This window comes from Faecalibacterium butyricigenerans (assembly GCF_020687345.1).
In the GTDB taxonomy this organism is placed as follows: domain Bacteria; phylum Bacillota; class Clostridia; order Oscillospirales; family Ruminococcaceae; genus Faecalibacterium; species Faecalibacterium butyricigenerans.
The window spans coordinates 1-18,814 of sequence record NZ_JAJEQL010000042.1; the positions used below are offsets into that span (position 1 = coordinate 1).

Below are 18,814 nucleotides of genomic sequence, written 5' to 3' on the forward strand. Positions count from 1 at the left end.
GCTTTACTTCTAGCTGAGACTCGGAAGTCATTCTTTTGTCTCAGCGCTTGGCGCTCAAGTATAATACCACATCACCGTCCACTTTGCAAGTCTTTTTTACAAGTTTTTTGCTCTTTTTTGCCTTTGCACTTTTTCACCAGTTTTTTGCGGCGTTTTGGCCTGTTTTTTGCTTTCATTCTTCCTTATTATAATATAAAAGCAGAGCGGGCACTTTCAGGGCTTTCTGCCCAAAAAACACCCGCTCTGTTTCCTGTCTTATTCTCTCATCAGAAATAGCACTTGATCTGGAACCGGTCGGCGCTGTCCTGCTTCTTTTCCACCACGATATGCTCATGATTGAAATCGAAATGCACCGGCGTGCACAGATCCGTATTGCGGGTCAGACGCAGCAGCTCCTGCACCCGCTTCTTCTCCTCCGGCACATAGAACAGATAGCTCACGCCCTCCTTCTTTGCGCGGCCGGTGCGGCCGATGCGGTGGGTATAGTGCTCATTGTCACCGGGGACATCGTAGTTGATGACCGCATCCACATCCGAGACGTCGATGCCACGGGCCGCCACATCGGTAGCCACCAGCACGTTCAGTTTTCCATCCCGGAAATTCTGCATGATGCGGTTGCGCTCACTCTGGGAGAGGTCGCCGTGAAGGCAGTCCACCGAGAAGTTCAGCCGGGCCAGCTGGTTCGCCAGCGCCGCCGTATTGAATTTGGTATCACAGAACACCATGACCCGCTTATAGCCCTCCCCAATGATGATCTGGGCCAAGTCCGACAGCTTATTGCGGCCGGAGGTCTCCAGCATATACTGAGTGATCTTCGGCTGGCTCTCTTCCTTGGGCTGGACGGTGATCTCTTCGGCGTCCTTCTGATACATCCAGCCGATGTCCATCACCTCCCGGCTGATGGTGGCCGAGAACATGGAGAGGGACTTGCGGGCCTTCATCAGGCCGATGATGTGCCGCACGTCCTTATAAAAGCCCATATTCAGCATCTCATCGGCCTCATCCAGCACCACCTGCGTCACATGGTCGAGGTCGATGCTGTGGTGCTTGTAGTGGTCCATAAGGCGGCCCGGAGTCGCCACGACGATCTGGCAGCCCTCGGCGAGGCGCTTGGCCTGCTTTTCCATATTTGCGCCGCCGTAGACGCAGACCACCTGCACCTCCGGCATGAAATAGGTCAGCCCGGCCAGCTCCTCGGCGATCTGCTGCGCCAGCTCACGGGTCGGGGCCAGAATGACGGCCTGCGGGGCCTTGAGGGCGGGGTCGATATGCTCCGCCACCGGGATGCCGAAGGCGCAGGTCTTGCCGGTGCCAGTGGGGGCCTTGGCGATGACGTCGCGCCCGGCCAGCATGACGGGGATGGTCTTTTCCTGCACCTCGGTCATTTCCGCAAAGCCCATCCGCTCTACGGCCTTATGGATGGCCTCGCTGCACTGTAACTCGCTGTAAAGCATGGATCCTTCTACTCCGTTCCTTTTTCGTTTTTCTTCTGCGCAATGCCCTCTGGGGGCCGCTTTTCGTGATGATATGCCCAGTATACCATGAAAATCGCATTCTGTCAGCAAAAAAGCGCCGCATCCCAGGTCAAGGATGCAGCGCTTGCGCGTTATGTTCTATCAGGCGGTCTCTTCGACGCTCTTTGCGGCACGGCCTGCCTCAAGCTTCTGCTTGAAACGACCGCTGGCCTTGAAGCCGGGGATAGAGGTAGACTCCAGACGGCTGGAGACCTTGGTCTTGGGGTTGGTGTATGCCTTTGGCTTGCGGGGGCGCATCTCGAAGCGGCCAAAGCCAGCGATAGTGACCTTTTCGTCGGCACGCAGGCAATCGGCGATCTGGTCAAACAGTGCGTCCATCGTGGTCTCGACCTGCGCTTCGGTGAAGCCGGTCTTGCGCGCCACAGTTTCGATCATCTGGGAACGAGTCATGTATCTATATCCTCCTGGAACGTCCAAAAGTAACGTCTTTTGGCAAATTTTGCGTTGTTGAGTATAACAAATGCAGCCCCTCATTACGAGGGGCTGCGCACAAACGGTATATTTTTGCGCACGAAGTAGCGGAGTGTGTTTATTTTTTATGATACAGCGTTGCAATATCCACCAGCGGGATGTCCTTCATGCTGTGCTCGCTGCGCAGGCAGTTGACCAGAGCATTGGCCGTATCCACAGCCGTGATACAGGGGATGCTCAACTCCACAGCCTTGCGGCGCAGGCGGACGGAATCGCGCTTGGGGTCGCGGCCCTTGGCGCTGGTGGAGAAGACATAGTCCACCAGACCGCTCTGCAGAAGGTCCACGATATTCGGCGCTTCACCGGACATATTCCGCACCTCATTGCAGGGCACCATGTGCTTGTTGAGCCATGCGCAGGTGCCGGAGGTGCCGTAGAGCTTATAGCCCATGCTCTTGAGCTTCCACGCGATGTCCACGAACTCGGGCTTGTCGCTGTCCTTCACGGTGAAGATGCAGCAGGAAGCCGGGCCGGGGGTCTTGAAGGTGTAGCCCGCGCCGATGAGGCCCTTGAGCAGGGCATCGTGGTAGTTGGGCGCAATGCCCAGCACCTCGCCGGTGGACTTCATCTCGGGGCCGAACTGGGTATCGACGCCATGCAGCTTCTCAAAACTGAAGACAGGCACCTTAACAGCCACATAGGGAGCATTGGGGTGCAGGCCGGTGCCGTAGCCCATATCGGTCAGCTTCTCGCCGAGGCAGCAGCGGACGGCCAGATCGACCATCGGGACGCCTGTGACCTTGGAGATATAGGGCACCGTGCGGGAAGAGCGGGGGTTGACCTCGATGACGTAGACCTTGCCGTTGGAGACCGCATACTGGACGTTGACCAGACCGGTGACGTGCAGCTCCCGGGCAAAGCGGCCGGTGTAGTCCACCATCGTGTCGATCTCGGCCTGCGTCAGATGCTGGGCCGGGTAGACACAGATGGAGTCGCCGGAGTGGACGCCGGTGCGCTCCACCTGCTCCATGATGCCGGGGATGAGGTAGTTTTCGCCGTCGCAGATGGCGTCCACTTCGCACTCGGTGCCCATGATGTACTTATCCAGCAGGACGGGGTGGTCCATATCGACGTGCTCGGTGATGACGCCCATATACTCGATGACGTCCGCCTTGGTGTAGGCCACGATCATGTTCTGACCGCCGAGGACGTAGGAGGGGCGCATCAGGACGGGCAGACCGATCTCGTCGGCTGCGGCCAGTGCCTCCTCCAGATTAAAAACGGTTCGGCCGGGGGCGCGGGGGATGTTGCAGCGCTCCAGCAGCTCGTCGAAGCGCTCGCGGTCCTCTGCCTCATCGATGGCATCCGCCGGGGTGCCGAGGATGGGCAGACCGATCTCGTCCATATGCTTTGCCAGCTTGATGGCGGTCTGGCCGCCGAACTGGACGACGCAGGCGTCGGGCTTCTCGGTGGCAATGATGTTGTCCACGCTCTCCGGGTTCAGGGGGTCGAAGTAGAGGCGGTCACCAGTGTCAAAGTCGGTGGAGACGGTCTCAGGGTTGTTGTTGACCAGAATGGCCTCACAGCCGTGCTTTTTCAGCGTCCAGACGCAATGGACCGAGCAGTAGTCGAACTCGATGCCCTGACCGATGCGGATGGGGCCGGAGCCGAAGACGAGGATCTTCTTCTTTTTCGGCTCACCCTGCGCGGCAGCCTTGGCTTCTTTCTCGGCGATGAATGCAGCGGCCTCGTTGTCGCCGTCGTAGGTGGAGTAGAAGTAAGGGGTGTTGGCCGAGAACTCGGCGGCACAGGTATCGACCATCTTGAAGCCGGCGCGGTAGTTCTCCACGGGGAGCTTGTCCACCTTGGCCAGACGCTTGATGGTCTTATCCTGAAAGCCGTACTTCTTGGCTTCCCTGTACTGGGCCTCGGTCAGAACACCCTCGCACTTGGCCAGACCCTTTTCGAGGTCTGCCAGATGCTGCATCTTGTCGAGGAACCACCAGTCGATCTTGGTGATGCGGTAGATGGTCTGGTGGTCGATGCCGCGCTTGAGGGCCTCGTAGACGCAGAAGACGCGCTCTGCGTCCTGCACATACATATGCTCCACGATCTCCTCATCGCTCAGCTCCTCGAAGGGCTTGTGGGTCAGGGTGTCCATTCCCAGCTCGATGGAGGAGACGGCCTTCATCATGGCAGCCTCGAAGCTGTTGCCGATGCTCATGACCTCGCCGGTGGCCATCATCTGGGTGCCCAGAGACTTGTCGGCGTAGACGAACTTATCGAAGGGCCACTTCGGGTACTTGACCACGATGTAGTCCAGCGCAGGCTCGAAGCAGGCGCAGGTCTTGCCGGTGACGTCGTTGGTGATCTCGTCCAGCGTGTAGCCGATGGCGATCTTCGTCGCCACCTTGGCGATGGGGTAACCGGTGGCCTTGGAGGCCAGCGCGGAGGAGCGGGACACACGGGGATTGACCTCGATGACTGCATAGTCGAAGCTGTCGGGCTTGAGCGCGAACTGGCAGTTGCAGCCGCCCTCGATGCCCAGCTCGGTGATGATGTCCAGCGCAGCGGTGCGCAGCATCTGATACTCGTGGTCGGTCAGAGTCTGGGAGGGTGCCACGACCACAGAGTCGCCGGTGTGGATGCCGACGGGGTCGAGGTTCTCCATGTTGCAGACGGTGATGACGTTGCCCTTGTGGTCGCGCATGACCTCATACTCGATCTCTTTCCAGCCCGCGATGCACTTTTCCACAAGGATCTGGTGGATGGGGGAAAGACGGAGGCCGTTGGTGCCGATCTCGATGAGCTTTGCCTTGTTCGCGCAGATGCCGCCGCCGGTGCCGCCCATGGTGAAGGCCGGGCGGACAATGACGGGGTAGCCGATGCGGTCGGCGCAGGCCAGTGCGTCCTCCAGCGTCTCCACGACCTCGGAGGGGATGATGGGCTGATGCAGCTTCTCCATCGTCTCCTTGAACAGCTCACGGTCCTCGGCGCGGTCGATGGTCTCCGGCTTGCAGGCCAGCAGACGGATGCCGCTGCGGTCAAGGTAGCCGGAGCGGGCCAGCTCCATGGAGAGGTTCAGGCCCATCTGGCCGCCAAGGTTGGGCAGCACGGAGTCGGGCTTCTCGATGTCGAGGATGCGCTCCACGACCTCAAGGGTCATCGGCTCGATGTAAACATGGTCGGCCACATCGGGGTCGGTCATGATGGTAGCGGGGTTGGAGTTGAGCAGAACGGTCTCGATGCCCTCTGCTTTCAGGGCGCGGCACGCCTGCGTGCCGGAGTAGTCGAACTCAGCAGCCTGACCGATGATGATGGGGCCGGAGCCGATGACCAGCACTTTTTTGATTCTGGGGTCCTTAGGCATTTCAGCGTGCCTCCTTCTTTGCTGCTTTGACGTTGTTCAGGAAGCGGTCGAACAGGAACTCGGTGTCCTTGGGGCCGCCGTTGGCTTCGGGGTGGAACTGGACGGTGAAGCAGTTCCACTTCTTGTACTTGATGCCCTCGCAGGTGCCGTCGTTGGCGTTCACCTGTGCCACCTCGCCCATCTCGGCGGGCAGCTCGTCGCCCACGACTGCATAGCCGTGGTTCTGGCTGGTGATGAAGGTGCGGCCCGACTCAAAATCGGTGACGGGCTGGTTGGCACCGCGGTGGCCGTACTTGAGCTTCATGGTCTTGGCACCGGCGGCCAGTGCAGAGAGCTGATGGCCAAGGCAGATGCCGAAGGTGGGAATGTTCAGCTCAAAGATCTGCTTGAGGTTCTCGATGACCTCCACCGGCTCGGCGGGGTCGCCGGGGCCGTTGGAGAGCATGATGCCGTCCGGGGCCAGAGCTGCGACCTCCTCGGCGGTGGCAAAGGCGGGCATGACCGTCACCTTGCAGCCCCGCTTGACGAGGCAGCGGACGATGTTCCGCTTGCAGCCGTAGTGCATCAGCACGATGTGGGTCTCGCCCTTCTCGTTGTAGACCTCGGGCTTTGCGCAGGTGACGCTCTTGACGGCGTCGGTGACGGCGTAGGCCCGGATGTCTGCCAGCAGGGCCTCGGTCTTCTCCGCGTTGGCCGGGTCGGCGGGGTCGAAGGTGGTCAGGATGGCGCCGTTCATGACGCCGCTCTCCCGGATGATGCGGGTGAGGTGGCGGGTGTCGATGCCCTCGATGCCGATGGTATTGTTTTTCTTCAGAAAGCTGTCCAGCGTCTCCTCACAGCGCCAGTTGGACGGGGTCTTGCAGGCCTCGCGGACGATGTAGCCCTTGGCCCAGATCCGGTCCGACTCCATATCGTCCTTGTTCATGCCGTAGTTGCCGATGAGGGGGTAGGTCTGGGTGATGATCTGGCCGTAGTAGCTGGGGTCGGTCAGGGTCTCCTGAAAGCCCACCATGCCGGTGGCAAAGACGACCTCGCCCACGGTGACGCCCTCTGCGCCCACCGACTGGCCGGCAAAGACCATACCATTCGCCAAAAGAAGATATGCGTTCATAGATACTCCTCGCTTCAACACGCCTGCGCGTTTACAGGGTCTGCTTGGCTTCCTGCTTCATCTTGCGGCTGCCCAGATGCACCAGAGGCAGCTTGCCCTCCTTGCAGATGGGGCACTCCTCGGGGGCGTAGTTGGGCAGGTCCAGCTTGAGGGCGCTTGCCACGATGGGGATGGGGGACGGAGCCTCGGGCTTGGTGCGGTCCACCACGCAGGTGATGCCGAGGCAGACGCCGCCGGCCTCTTCGATGACGCGCTTGGTCTCCAGAGAGGAGATGCCGGTGGTCACGACGTCCTCCGCGATGAGGCACTTCTCACCCGGATGGATGGCAAAGCGCTTCAGGGTCATCACGTTGTCCACGCGCTCGGTGAAGATGGCGCGCTTGCCGGTCTGGCGGGCCAGCTCGTAGGCGTAGACGATGCCGCCCATGGCAGGGCCGACGATGACGTCCACATCCATCTCCTTGATCTTATCGGCCACGGCCTTCATGACCTCGGCGCAGCGGTCGGGGTACTGCTGCAGATAAGCCATCTGGCAGTATGCGCTGGAATGGCGGCCGGAGGAAAGCAGGAAATGGCCCTCCAGAAATGCGTCACAGCTCTTCAGAATCTCAAGTGCTTCACTCATGGTATTTCTCCCTCTCTATGTTCCGTTGTTTTCGTTCATGCGGTATTGTACCACGCATTTTGTCAAAACGCAAATTTATTCACAAATTTTAAGATTTGATGAATATTTGCAGGTGTTATGCGCTCAAACTTTATTTTATGCACTCAGCGTGCGCAGCCGCGGATCTCGTCCAGCGTCCGGACGCCGTGGGCATCCATCCATGCAGCCATCTCCTCGGCGATGGTCTCCATCGCCCGGGGGTTGGCGAAGTTCGCTGCGCCCACCTGCACCGCCGCCGCACCGGCCATGATGAACTCCAGTGCGTCGCGGCCGGTGGCGATGCCGCCGAGGCCCACCACCGGGATGTTCACTGCGCCGACGGCCTGCCAGACCATCCGCAGGGCGATGGGGCGCACCGCCGGGCCGGACAGACCGGCGAAGATGTTGTCGAACACCGGGCGGCGCTTCTCGAGGTCGATGGCGCAGGCCTGAAAGGTGTTGGTCAGGCTGATGGCGTCCGCACCGGCAGCCTCCACCGCCTTGCACATCGCGGGGATGTTCTCGGCCTGCGGGCTGAGCTTGACCATCAGGGGCTTCTTGCAGGCGTCGCGGACCATCCGCACCACCTCGCCGGCGGCCTCGGCCTTGACGCCGTAGGCCATGCCGCCCACCTTGACGTTGGGGCAGGAGATGTTCAGCTCCACGATGTCCACGCCGCTCTCGCTGAGCATGGCCGCACCCTCGACGTACTCTTCCTCGCTGTGGCCGCCGAGGTTGGCGATGGCCACCGTGCCATACTTCTGCTTCAGCTCCAGCATCTCGCCCAGCTCCACATCAATGAAGTGCTGGACGCCGGGGTTCTGCAGGCCGATGCTGTTGATGAGGCCCGAGGGGGTCTCCCAGAGCCGCTCGCCCTTGTTGCCGTACTGGCCGTAGAGGGTCAGGCCCTTGCCCGAGATGCCGCCGATCTTCGAGAAATCGGCCAGCTCTTCGTATTCCACGCCGTAGCCCACCGTGCCCGAGGCCCCGATGATGGGGCTGTTCATGGTGAAGCCCAGCAGGTTCGTTTTCAGATCTGCCATCAGAACACCTCCGCTGCATCAAACACAGGGCCATTCTTGCATACGCTCTTGCCCTCGCCGCTTCTGGTCTCGCAGGTGCAGCCGAGGCAGGCACCGATGCCGCAGGCCATCTTCTTTTCCAGACTGACGAAGCAGGGGGTGCCCTTCTCCGCGCAGAGGCGGGCGGCGTTCCGCATCATGACCGTGGGGCCGCAGACCAGCACCACGTCATAATCTGCCGGGTCGTACAGCTGGGTGACAAAGCCGTGGAAGCCCACCGCGCCAGTGTCTGTGGACACCTTGACGCTGTTTGCAATGGAGCGGTATTCCTCCATGCAGTAGGGCTTATCCCGGAAGCCGAAGAAGACGTCGGGCTTGACCCCACCCGCCGCCAGCTCGCGGGTGAGCTGATACATGGGGGCGGTGCCGATGCCGCCGCCCACGACGGCGATCTTCTTGTACCGGCTCAGCAGGTCGGCCGTATCGAAGCCGTTGCCCATGGGGCCGGTGAGCTGGAAGCTGTCGCCCGGCATCAGGGCCGTCAGCTTCCGGGTGCCCTCACCCACGACGGCGTACAGAAACTCGACGGTCTGGGTTTCGGCGTCCCACTTGTGGACGCTGATGGGCCGGGAAAGGAAGGGCGCTTCGTCCGCGCCCCATGCACGCAGGGTGAAGAACTGCCCGGCGTGGGGGATGTGCTCACGGTCCGGCCAGAGGACGGTCAGCAGGCGGATGTCCTCCGCGATGACCTCATGGCGCAGGACAGTGGCCTCACAGCAGGCTGCACGCATGGGCAATGGCCTCCTTCATGTTCACACACTCGTTGTAAGCGGCCTCGTCGAAGGCCACGCCCGGCTGCTTCTTGTAGGCCAGCAGGATGCCGCGGCTGGAGTTGACCACGCCGCCGTTGCCCTTGCTCAGATACTGGGCGATGTCCTCGGCCTTGCCGCCCTGTGCGCCGTAGCCGGGGATGAGGAAGAAGCTGTCCTTGTACTTGGCGCGGATCTCAGTGGCCTCCTCGATGTGGGTGCCGCCGATGACCAGACCAATGGAGGAGTAGCCGTGCTCGCCCATGTAGTCCTTGCCGAGGGCGTTCAGCTTGTCGCCCACGAGGTCATAAACGTGGCGGCCGTCGGCCAGCTTCTCGTACTCGAAGTCCTTTGCGCCGCCGTTGGAGGTGCGGCAGAGGACGAACATACCCTTGCCCTGCTTCTCGGCGTAGGGCAGATAGGGGCTGATGGAGTCCAGACCCATGTAGGGGGCCAGAGTGACGAAGTCGGCCTCGAAATCGCCGGTAAAGTGGCCCATGGCGTACATTTCGGCGGTCTTGGCGATGTCGCCGCGCTTGATGTCGGCGATGACCGGCACACCGGCCTCGCGGACGGCCTTCAGGGTGTCAGCATATGCCTTCAGGCCCTCGAAGCCCAGAGCCTCATAGTAAGCGATCTGCACCTTGTAGCAGCCGGCCACCGCTTTGGTGGCGTCGATGAGCTTCTTGTTGAAGCGGACGATGTTCTCACCCTTGGAAAGGGTGCTGTCCACAAAATCTGCGGGCAGGTAGCTGAAATCGGTGTCCAGACCCACGCAGACCGGGCCGCGTGCTTCGACTGCTTCGTAGAGCTTATCCATGTTCGTCATTTTGGGGTTCCTCCTGTTGTCTCTCTTTTTATAGGTATCTCTTCTATTGTCAGCATCCTTGCCCTCTCCGTCACGGCTGACACCGTGCCACCTCTCCCAAAGGGAGAGGCTTTCGCTTGACCGCCACGCTTTTGGCTCTCCCCTTGGGAGAGCTGGCGCGCAGCGCCTGAGAGGGCTAGGCCGTGGAAGTTTTTTTATTCTTCTGCCTGATAGGTCAGCTGGCCGCCCTTGACGGTGGCGCAGACCCTGCCGTAGAGCTGTGCCCCGTCAAAGGGGCAGTTGTGGGACTTGGAGTGGAGCTTATCCTTGTCCACCGTATAGGGGGTGTCAAGATCCACCAGCACGAAGTCGGCGTCATAGCCCGGCTCCAGCTGTCCCTTGGCAAGGCCCAGGATCTCCGCCGGGCGGGTGCTCATCAGGTGGCTCAGCAGCTCAAGGGGCAGCCCCTCCTCTTTGCAGAGCTTGGTGTAGCAGACGCCGAAGGCCGTCTCGCTGCCCACCATGCCGGCCATGCCCTTGAGCTTATCTTCCTCGGAGTGGGGGGCGTGGTCGGTGGCGATGGCGTCCACCACGCCGCTGCGGATGCCGTCGATGAGGGCCTGCACATCGTCCGCCGTGCGGATGGGCGGGTTGACGCGGTAGTCGCAGGTGTCGTTGGTGAACCAGAGGTGGTGGGGCGTCACCTCGCAGGTGACAGGCGCGCCCCGCAGCTTTGCCATCTGGATGGCCTCAATGGCTCCCCGGGTGGAGACGTGGCACATATGCAGCCGGGTCTGGTAGTATTCGCTCAGCCAGCAGTTGCGCACTGTCTCGATGTCCTCGGCCAGACGGTAATCCCACGGGCTGATCTCCATATCCTCGGCGTGGCTCATCACGGTGATGTCGCGCTGGGTGCAGATGGCGAAGGCCCGGGCCATGGTGGCGTTGTCCTGCACGCCGTGGCCGTCCTCGGTGATGAAGCGGACCGAGGCGGGCAGGGTCTTGAGGTGGTCGATGGTCTTGCCGTCGAAGTTCTCGGTGATGGAGACGGTCTGGTTCACATCGCACAGGCCCACCTCTGCGGCCTTCTGCTCCACCATCGCAGCCTGTGCAGCGGAAGAGCAGACGGGCTTGGTGTTGGGCATCAGGTTCACGAAGGTGTAACCGCCTGCGGCTGCGGCCCGGCTGCCCGTCTCGATGTCTTCCTTATATTCAAAGCCCGGGGTGCGCCAGTGGCAGTGCAGATCCACAAAGGCGGGCAGCACGGTCAGCCCCCCGGCGTCCAGCACCGTCTCGTCCTCTCCGGCCAGCGCGGCCAGTCCCTGACCGACGGCGGCGATCTTTCCGTCCTTTGCATACAGCTCCACCGGCCGGCCCTCGGCGTTGACAGCGTTGATGAGCAGCATAAGATTACCTCCCTGTCTGTGTTTGTCTGGTTTCATCGTCCGGGTGTGTCGGCCCTCAGAAGGGCAAAAAAAAACTTTTCCCCGCAAAGGGAAAAGTCAACACGCTAGAAAAGGAAACACCGGAGCCACAGCAAAAACGGCTGCAAACTGATTCTTCAGCTTTGCACGCATCATCTTAGCCTTCATGCTCCCGTCTCCTTTTCTGTTCCGTTCTTTTCGATATATTTTAGCATAGAAACGCGAAATGTGTCAATGCCTTCGGCCTCTTTTCTGTGTGAAAAGGTTTGACGCTGCAAGCGGCGATTTTTAGCTACTCTACCGAAAAATCCCGCCTCTCCCCCGCCGCCAAAGGTCCTGTGCAAAAAAATCCTCATTTTCGCTCTCATATCCTACCATTTCACTGTACATTAAAGTTTCGTTGTGCTATTATAGTGTCTATCAGAGAGGGGCCGCCATTGCGGGCGGCAAAAATGGAGGTTTTCTGTTATGGGGCTTTTAGAGGACGCGCGGAACATCCAGCGCAAGGACCCCGCAGCACGCACCGTGCTGGAGGTCATACTGCTTTACCCGGGCTTTCATATTCTGGTCTACCACCGCGTCGCGCACTGGCTGTTCGAGCATAAGCACTTCTTCCTCGCCCGCTGGGTCAGCCAGCGGGGCCGGCATAAGACCGGCATCGAGATCCACCCCGGCGCAAAGATCGGCAAGTGCCTGTTCATCGACCACGGCATGGGCATCGTCTTTGGCGAGACGGCGGAGATCGGCGACAACTGCACCATCTACCACGGCGTGACCCTCGGCGGCACCGGCAAGGACACCGGCAAGCGCCATCCCACCTTGGGCAACAATGTCCTCATCGGCGCGGGCACCAAGGTCCTCGGCCCGGTGTATATCGGCGACAACGCCCGCATCGGCGCGGGCAGCGTGGTGCTCAAGAACCTGCCCGCCAACTGCACCGCCGTGGGCGTGCCTGCCGAGGTGGTGCGCATCAACAATAAGGCCGTCAACCCGGCCGACGACCTCGACCAGCAGGACCTGCCGGACGTCATGGCCCAGCGCCTTCTGGACCTCGACCGCCGCATCGGCCAGCTGGAAAAAGCCGCGCAGGGCGACATCCCTCCCACGGCCCAGCAGGTGGCCGCACGCCAGCGGAAATCGCTCCGGACATAACGAAAGCGGAAGCTCTCCCTCGGGAAAGCTTCCGCTTTTTGCTTTATCGGATCAGCTCTTTGACCTTTTCCACCGCCGCTGTCACCAGCTGGCCGATGGACTGGTCGGGCACCCCCACCACGATGTTGTCGCAGTGGTTGATGGGGATGAGCACCCGGGTCGCATCGCTCTGACAGACTGCCGCCGCCATCGCCGGGGTGATCTCGCCCAGCAGCGAATCCGCGATGACGATGCCGATGGGGCCTACGATGACGTCCGCCCGGCGGCAGTTGACCACCACGGCGTTCTCGCCGGTGGCGGCGCGCGATGCGCCCGCCCGGAGCATGGCCGAGGCCGCAAGACTGTTGGTGCCCACAGCGGTCAGCTCCGCGTCCGGGCATCCGGCTGCGAGGGCTGCGACCAGCTGACGGCCCAGTCCGCCGCCCTGCCCGTCAATGACCAGTACCCGGCTCAAAAGTCGATTTCCTCCAGACGCAGCAGCGCGATGATGTAGATCTTGAGGGCCTCCAGCAGCTTGTCGATGGGAGCGGCCTCGTTCGCGCCGTGCATCGGGCCGCCGAACTCGGGCAGCACCATATCGCTGTGCTCCGGGCCGAAGCTGACGGCGTAGGGGAAGTGGCGGGCATAGGTGCCGCCGCCCATGGTGAAGGGGGTGGCGTTCTCGCCGGTGACTTCGTTGTAGGTGTCGATGCAGGCCTTGATGGCGGGGGTATCCGCCTCGATGTAGAAGGGCTTTGCGCTGCCCACATCGGTCAGCTCTGCGCCGGTGCCGATGGCGGCACGGATCTTTGCGGCGATGGCGTCGCCGTCGGTGCAGGTGGGATAGCGGCTGTCCATGGTCTGGACCATCCGGCCATCCACCATCGACATCTTGCCGCCGATGATGGTCAGCGGGCCGAAGGGGCCGTCGGCACAGTCGATGCCCAGACCCGCACCGGCGGTAGAGTCGTGCAGCTTCTTGACGGCTTCCAGATAGGCGCGCTCGGCGTCGTTGCACAGGCCGTTGTCCAGCAGGTAGTTCACCACCAGACCGATGGCGTTGACGGTGCCCTCCGGCATGGCAGCATGGCCGGACTTGCCCCAGCCGCGGATGCGGACGCCCTCGCCTTCCGGCTCGAGGGTGATGTTGGGGGCGTTGCGCAGCTTGGTGATGTCGGTGGTCACGAGGGCGCTGGCGCGATCCGGCACAGCGTTGGTGGCGACGCCGCCCTCAAAGTCCTTGATGACGCCGTTGCAGACCGGGCTGACCAGCTTGCCGTCGAAGTGGCCCTTCTCGCCGTTGCAGACCGGGAACTCGGCGTCCGGGGTAAAGCAGAACACCGGAGCCGGGTAGTTGGCGAGGTAGTAGTCCACATCGTGCATATGGGTCTCCTCGTTGTCGCCCACGAGGGCACGGATGGGGTAGCGCAGGGAGACGCCCTCCTCCTTGAGGAACTTCAGGGCATACAGGGTAGCCACCATCGGGCCTTTGTCGTCCGCCACGCCGCGGCCGATCATCCAGCCGTCGCGGATCTCCATCTGGAAGGGATCCTGCGTCCAGCCGTTGCCCTCGGGCACCACGTCCACATGGCAGATGGTCGCCAGATACTTCTCGGCGTCCGCACCGGCCAGCTCGGCGTAGCCGATGTGGCCCTCGCAGTTGCGGGTGGCAAGGCCCATGCCTGCAGCCAGCTCCAGCGTCTTGTCCAGAGCGGCCCGGGGGCCTGCGCCGTAGGGTGCACCCTCTTCCGGGGTGCCCTCCACGCTGTTGATGGACACTAGTGCAGCAATATCCTTCAGGAGCTGCTCTTTGTTCGCCGCGATGAACGCGTCGATCTTCTGATTCAAGGCCTCTTGCATCTTTGATTCGTCCTTTCTTTGCCTTTGTTCAAGACACACTGCTGTTATTCTAGCACACTTTGCAGCGGAAAACCAGCCCTCTCCAGCCCATGCAGCGCGAAAGAGCTTCCGGTTCACACCGCAAACAGCCCGCTCAGCGCACCCAGAAGGCCCGCGCTGGCCAGACCCATGATGATGCCGGCCAGCAGCACGCCTCCCATGCAGGCGACGAGCACGTCCTTGAATTTCATATCGAGGATGGAGGCGGCCAGCGTGCCCGTCCATGCGCCGGTGCCCGGCAGCGGGATGCCCACAAAGAGCAGCAGCGCGGCCACAAGGCCCCGACCAGCCTTGGCCTCCAGCGCGCGGCCTCCCTTTTCGCCCTTGACGATGCAGAAGTGGCAGAAGGGGCCGATGAGGGGCTTGTGATAGCCCCAGATAAGGAGCTTCCGAGCGAACAAATAAATGAACGGAACCGGCAGCATATTGCCCACCACGCAGACCAGATAGGTGGGCAGGATGGGCAGGCCCATCCCGATGCCCACCGGGATGGCGCCGCGCAGCTCCACGAGGGGCAACATCGAGATGAAGAAAACGATAAGATAGCTTTTGAGCATAGAGCCCTCCTTACAGGTCGATGTCCAGCTCCACCGGGCAGTGGTCAGAGCCAAACACCTCGTTGTGGATCTCGGCGGCTTTTATTTTGTCCGCGATGCGGTCCGAGACGAGAAAATAGTCGATGCGCCAGCCTGCATTCTTCTCCCGGGCGTGGAAGCGGTAGCTCCACCAGCTGTATTTCACCTCATCCGGGTGGACCGCACGGAAGCTGTCGGTGAAGCCCGCCGCCAGCAGCTCGGTCATCTTGGCCCGCTCCTGATCGGTGAAGCCTGCGCTCATGCGGTTGGTCTTGGCGTTCTTGATGTCGATCTCCTGATGGGCCACATTCAGGTCGCCGCAGAGGATGACCGGCTTTTTGGCGTCCAGACCCAGCAGGTAGGCCCGGAAGTCATCTTCCCACGTCATCCGGTAATCCAACCGCTTGAGGCCGTCCTGACTGTTGGGAGTATAGCAGTTGACGAGGTAGAAGCCGGGGTATTCCAGCGTCAGCACGCGGCCCTCGTGGTCGTGCTCCTCCCTGCCGATGCCGGTGGTGACGCGCAGGGGCGGGGTCTTGCACCAGCAGGCCGTGCCGGAGTAGCCCTTTTTCTCCGCCGAGTAGGTATATTCCGTGTAGCCTTCCGGGGCAAAATCAGCCTGTCCGGGCTGCATCTTCGTTTCCTGCACCGAGAACACGTCCGCGTCCAACGCGGCGAAGCTCGCGGCAAAATCGTGGGTCAGACAGGCGCGCAGCCCGTTCACGTTCCAGCTGATGAGTTTCATCTGATGTTCCTTTCTGTTGTCAGGCCTTGTATTTTTCTTTCCAGACACCGCTGCGGAAGCGGGTCACGAAGCAGGTCACGCGGCAGACCCAGTCCACCACCATGGCGATCCAGACGCCGATGGCTCCCATGCCCATCCGCACGCCGATGATGTAGCTGAAGCCGATCCGCCAGCAGGCCATGCTGGCGATGGAGACGACCATCGTGAACTTCACGTCGTTGGCGGCGCGCAGGGCGTTGGGCAGCACGAAGGAGAGCGGCCAGAGCAGCATCGCAAAGCCCGCGTGGATGCAGGCCAGAATGATGGAAAGCTCCATCGTCTCACCAGACAGCTCATAGATGCCCACCAGAGGCCGGACAAAGAGCAGGATGAGTCCGTTCAGGATGCCCATGACGAGGTAGGCCCAGCCCAGCAGCTTTTTTGTGTAGTAGACTGCCTGCTCGTTGTCGCCTGCGCCGACGCACCGGCCTACGACCGTTATCATCGCAAGGCTGATGGCCTTGCCCGGGATGCAGCCCACACCGTCGAGGTTGTTGGCGACGGCGTTGGCGGCGATCTGGACGGTGCCGAAGGTGGAGATCATGCTGACCACGACGATACGGCCCGCCTCGAACAGGCTGTTCTCAAACGCCGAAGGCACGCCGATGCCGAGGATGCGTTTTGCCATGCCGGTGTCGAGGCGGACGGTCTTGGGCACCGTGAGGGCGTGGCCCTTCTGGTAGCAGCGCCCCAGAATGAGCGCCGCCGCAATGACACGGGAAACGACGCTGGGCCATGCCACGCCATCGACGCCCATCTTGAAGCCGAAGATGCAGACCGCATTGCCCACGATGTTGATGATGTTCATCAGGATGCTGATCTGCATCGAGATCTTGGAGTTGCCCATGCTGCGGAAAAGGGCCGCGCCCGCGTTGTACAGTGCGAGGAAGGGGTAGCTCAGGGCCGTTATTTTAAGGTACAGGACACCGGCGTCCAGCACGTCCGCGTCGATGGAGCCGTAGCAGGCGCTGATCATGGGCCGGGCAAAGAGGATGCAGAACACCGCCACCGCCGTGCCCAGAATGGCGCTCAGCAGGATGAGCTGGCCTGCGCTGGCGTCGGCCTTTTTCTGCTCCCTTGCGCCCAGATACTGGCTCACCACCACCGCGCCGCCGGTGGCCAGCGCTGCGAACAGCACGATGATGAGGTTGTTTATCATATCCACAAGGCTGACGCCCGAGATGGCCGCCTCGCCGCAGCGGGAGACCATCATGGTGTCGGCCATGCCGACGGTCACGGCAAGGAACTGCTCGATGAGCAGCGGCCCCGCCAGCCGCAGCAGGTCTTTCTGGGAAAACAGCGGTTCCCGCCCGTCAAAAAGGGGCTTTGAGCCGCTGGTCGGTACGTCTTTTACCATCTATATTCTCCTTTGGTCATCTGCAATATCACATCCGATGCGCTTCTTGGCGCAGACTTCTCATTTTACGTTATCATCTTAGCACAGCCCGTCCAGCCGTGCAAGAGCCGAAGGGCGGCTTATGAGAATTTATGGTGTTCCGCCTTGGAACATCCCGCTTCGTCAAATTGCCAGTGAAGTGCCCTCAGGATTTGTGCGTTGTGCCAAAAGTACAACATCCCGCCCATTTTGTGGATTTTTTTCGGAAAAAGCCTTGCAATTTCTCTGCAATCGTGTTATTGTTGTATCCAACAAAGGCAGGATGTTGGATACATACCTCCCGCTGCCCTTGTTTTTCTTTCTGTTTTCACCTTCTTATTTTTGCTATTTCCTTCATTTACCTTCTTATCATTTACCCTGCTTGCCCGAAAGGGCAAAAAAGCGATGGCCCATCTGCACTGGGTCATCGCTTTTCTTTTATTTATTCTGCCGTCAGCCGGGCGAACGCCTGCCGGACGTCGCCGGAAAAGTAGAGGGTGCCGAGGGCACAGACCGGGCCGTTCCCGCCCAGCTCGACGGCGCGGGCGACCCCGGCAGGGATGTCCGCAGCCGCTTCCGCCCTGCCGCCCCGGGCGCGGATGTGCTCAGCTAATGTCTCGGCAGGCATGGCCCGGGGGGTGTGGGCCGCGACGGTGACGAACTGCTCTGCCAGCGGCAGCAGCAGCGCCAGCATCTCGTCCACATCCTTGTCGGCCATGATGCTGAGCAGGAAGACGAACTTCTGCCCCGGGAAGCGGTCCCGGAGGCTCTGGACGGTAGCCCGCATCCCGTGGGCGTTGTGGCTGCCGTCCAGCAGGAAGGCGGGCGCATGCCGCAGCAGCTCGAAGCGGCCCGGCCAGCTCACCTGCTCGAGGCCGGTGCGGATGGCGCTGTCGGGAATGTCCCAGCCCCTGCCCCGCAGCACCCGGAGGGCCGTGATGGCGAGGGCGGCATTCTTTGGCTGATAGCTGCCAATGAGGGGCAGCCGGATGCCGTCCAGCCCGTCGAAGTCGAAGGTAACGGCGTCGAGGCTCCCGCCCTCCACGTTCAGGCGGGAGAAGTCCACCACCGTGAGGGGGGCGTGCTTTTCTTCCGCCGTCCGGGCGATGACGGCGTCCGCCTCCGGCACACCGCCGTAGCTCACCACCGGACTGCCCGGCTTGATGATGCCGGCCTTGGCGGCGGCGATGTCTGCAAGGGTGGGGCCAAGCTCCTTCACATGATCCATACCCAGCGCCGTGATGACCGCACACTCGGGCGGGTCGATGACGTTGGTGGAGTCCAGCGTACCGCCGAGGCCCACTTCCAGCACCACGATGTCGCATTTTTCCTCGGCGAACCAGAGCATCCCCAGCGCAGTAATGATCTCAAACTCGGTGGGCACATCGCTCATGGCTTCCGCCGCCGGGCGGACGCGCTCCACCAGACGCACCAGAGCGTCATCCGGGATCTGCTCGCCGTCCACCTGAATGCGCTCGTTGAAGCGATTGATGAAGGGGGAGGTGTAAAGTCCGACCCGGTATCCCGCCGCATGAAGGCAGGACGCCAGCATGGCAGCGGTGCTGCCCTTGCCATTGGTGCCCGCTACATGGACGAAGCGGAGCTTTTTGTGGGGGTCGCCCAGCGCCGCCAGCAGCGTGCGGGTGCGGCTCAGGCCCGGCTTGTGGCCGGCCCACTGGACTGCGTGGATGTATTCCAAAGCGGATTCGTAATTCATGAAAAAACGCCTCGTTTGTTGGTTTTATTTTTTTGGGGAAGCAGGTATTCGCGCCTGTGGCGCGGGATTAGAGCGATGTTGCAGTAGTGCTTGGTTTTCTTTAAGCAGGTTCTCGCGCTGGTAGCGCGGGGGATGTTTTTCTTTCGGTCAAGTGGCTTGCGCTCCGCGCGGGCCAGAGGCAGGGAGGGGTGTTTCGACTC

Annotated in this window: 18 protein-coding genes; 2 read left to right on the forward strand and 16 right to left on the reverse strand. The window is 61.5% G+C overall.

What is annotated here, in order from left to right:
- The coding region (locus tag LKD23_RS11525) for a hypothetical protein (protein ID WP_227621775.1) at positions 1–276 on the forward strand (276 nt) is incomplete at its 5' end.
- Here LKD23_RS11525 and LKD23_RS11530 read toward each other — a convergent pair.
- From LKD23_RS11530 to LKD23_RS11570, 9 genes are all read right to left on the reverse strand, one after another.
- Positions 267–1,454, reverse strand: a complete 1,188-nt coding sequence (locus LKD23_RS11530) for a DEAD/DEAH box helicase (RefSeq protein WP_227621776.1) — start codon at positions 1,452–1,454, stop codon at positions 267–269. The two genes, LKD23_RS11525 and LKD23_RS11530, sit on opposite strands and share 10 nt — an antisense overlap.
- A gap of 162 nt (positions 1,455–1,616) precedes the next feature.
- Positions 1,617–1,925, reverse strand: a complete 309-nt coding sequence (locus LKD23_RS11535) for an HU family DNA-binding protein (RefSeq protein ID WP_227621777.1) — start codon at positions 1,923–1,925, stop codon at positions 1,617–1,619.
- 139 nt (positions 1,926–2,064) lie between these two features.
- Entirely contained in the window at positions 2,065–5,316 is a 3,252-nt protein-coding gene (gene carB, locus LKD23_RS11540; RefSeq protein WP_227621778.1) for a carbamoyl-phosphate synthase large subunit, read from the reverse strand.
- Position 5,317: 1 nt separating this feature from the next.
- Positions 5,318–6,427 (reverse strand): carbamoyl phosphate synthase small subunit, encoded by a 1,110-nt coding sequence (locus LKD23_RS11545; protein ID WP_227621779.1) that lies wholly within the window; start codon positions 6,425–6,427, stop codon positions 5,318–5,320.
- Positions 6,428–6,458: 31 nt separating this feature from the next.
- The gene (pyrE, locus tag LKD23_RS11550) at positions 6,459–7,052 is read right to left on the reverse strand and encodes an orotate phosphoribosyltransferase (RefSeq protein ID WP_149795203.1); all 594 of its coding nucleotides are present in this window, start codon (positions 7,050–7,052) and stop codon (positions 6,459–6,461) included.
- Positions 7,053–7,195: 143 nt separating this feature from the next.
- On the reverse strand, positions 7,196–8,113 hold the full coding sequence (locus LKD23_RS11555) for a dihydroorotate dehydrogenase (protein WP_227621780.1): 918 nt from the start codon (positions 8,111–8,113) through the stop codon (positions 7,196–7,198).
- Positions 8,113–8,883, reverse strand: a complete 771-nt coding sequence (locus tag LKD23_RS11560; RefSeq protein ID WP_227621781.1) for a dihydroorotate dehydrogenase electron transfer subunit — start codon at positions 8,881–8,883, stop codon at positions 8,113–8,115. The genes LKD23_RS11555 and LKD23_RS11560 overlap by 1 nt, the downstream gene beginning before the upstream one ends.
- Positions 8,864–9,730, reverse strand: a complete 867-nt coding sequence (pyrF, locus tag LKD23_RS11565) for an orotidine-5'-phosphate decarboxylase (protein WP_227621782.1) — start codon at positions 9,728–9,730, stop codon at positions 8,864–8,866. Before pyrF ends, LKD23_RS11560 begins: the two co-directional genes overlap by 20 nt.
- Positions 9,731–9,924: 194 nt before the next feature.
- Positions 9,925–11,115 carry a dihydroorotase gene (locus tag LKD23_RS11570; RefSeq protein WP_227621783.1) on the reverse strand — a complete coding sequence of 397 codons (1,191 nt, stop codon included), beginning with the start codon at positions 11,113–11,115 and terminating at the stop codon, positions 9,925–9,927.
- A gap of 486 nt (positions 11,116–11,601) precedes the next feature.
- On the opposite strand from LKD23_RS11570, the gene epsC reads away from it, so the two are divergent.
- Positions 11,602–12,285, forward strand: a complete 684-nt coding sequence (gene epsC, locus LKD23_RS11575; protein WP_227621784.1) for a serine O-acetyltransferase EpsC — start codon at positions 11,602–11,604, stop codon at positions 12,283–12,285.
- Positions 12,286–12,328: 43 nt separating this feature from the next.
- Here the strand turns inward: epsC and LKD23_RS11580 are convergent, their stop codons facing one another.
- The 7 genes from LKD23_RS11580 to LKD23_RS11610 form a co-directional block, all read right to left on the reverse strand.
- Positions 12,329–12,739: a DUF3842 family protein gene (locus LKD23_RS11580; protein ID WP_227621785.1), complete on the reverse strand. Its 411-nt coding sequence runs from the start codon at positions 12,737–12,739 to the stop codon at positions 12,329–12,331.
- Positions 12,736–14,112 (reverse strand): Sapep family Mn(2+)-dependent dipeptidase, encoded by a 1,377-nt coding sequence (locus LKD23_RS11585; RefSeq protein ID WP_227621786.1) that lies wholly within the window; start codon positions 14,110–14,112, stop codon positions 12,736–12,738. The genes LKD23_RS11580 and LKD23_RS11585 overlap by 4 nt, the downstream gene beginning before the upstream one ends.
- Before the next feature lie 125 nt (positions 14,113–14,237).
- Entirely contained in the window at positions 14,238–14,720 is a 483-nt protein-coding gene (locus LKD23_RS11590; protein ID WP_227621787.1) for a COG2426 family protein, read from the reverse strand.
- A 10-nt stretch (positions 14,721–14,730) separates the two neighbouring features.
- On the reverse strand, positions 14,731–15,483 hold the full coding sequence (locus LKD23_RS11595) for an exodeoxyribonuclease III (protein ID WP_227621788.1): 753 nt from the start codon (positions 15,481–15,483) through the stop codon (positions 14,731–14,733).
- Between the two features lie 19 nt (positions 15,484–15,502).
- The gene (locus LKD23_RS11600) at positions 15,503–16,879 is read right to left on the reverse strand and encodes an MATE family efflux transporter (protein ID WP_227621789.1); all 1,377 of its coding nucleotides are present in this window, start codon (positions 16,877–16,879) and stop codon (positions 15,503–15,505) included.
- Between the two features lie 460 nt (positions 16,880–17,339).
- A complete protein-coding gene (locus LKD23_RS11605) occupies positions 17,340–18,614 on the reverse strand; it encodes a bifunctional folylpolyglutamate synthase/dihydrofolate synthase (RefSeq protein ID WP_227621790.1) in 1,275 nt (424 codons plus the stop codon).
- Positions 18,611–18,814: hypothetical protein (locus tag LKD23_RS11610; protein ID WP_227621791.1), on the reverse strand; the 204-nt coding region annotated here is incomplete at its 5' end. The genes LKD23_RS11610 and LKD23_RS11605, both read right to left, overlap by 4 nt.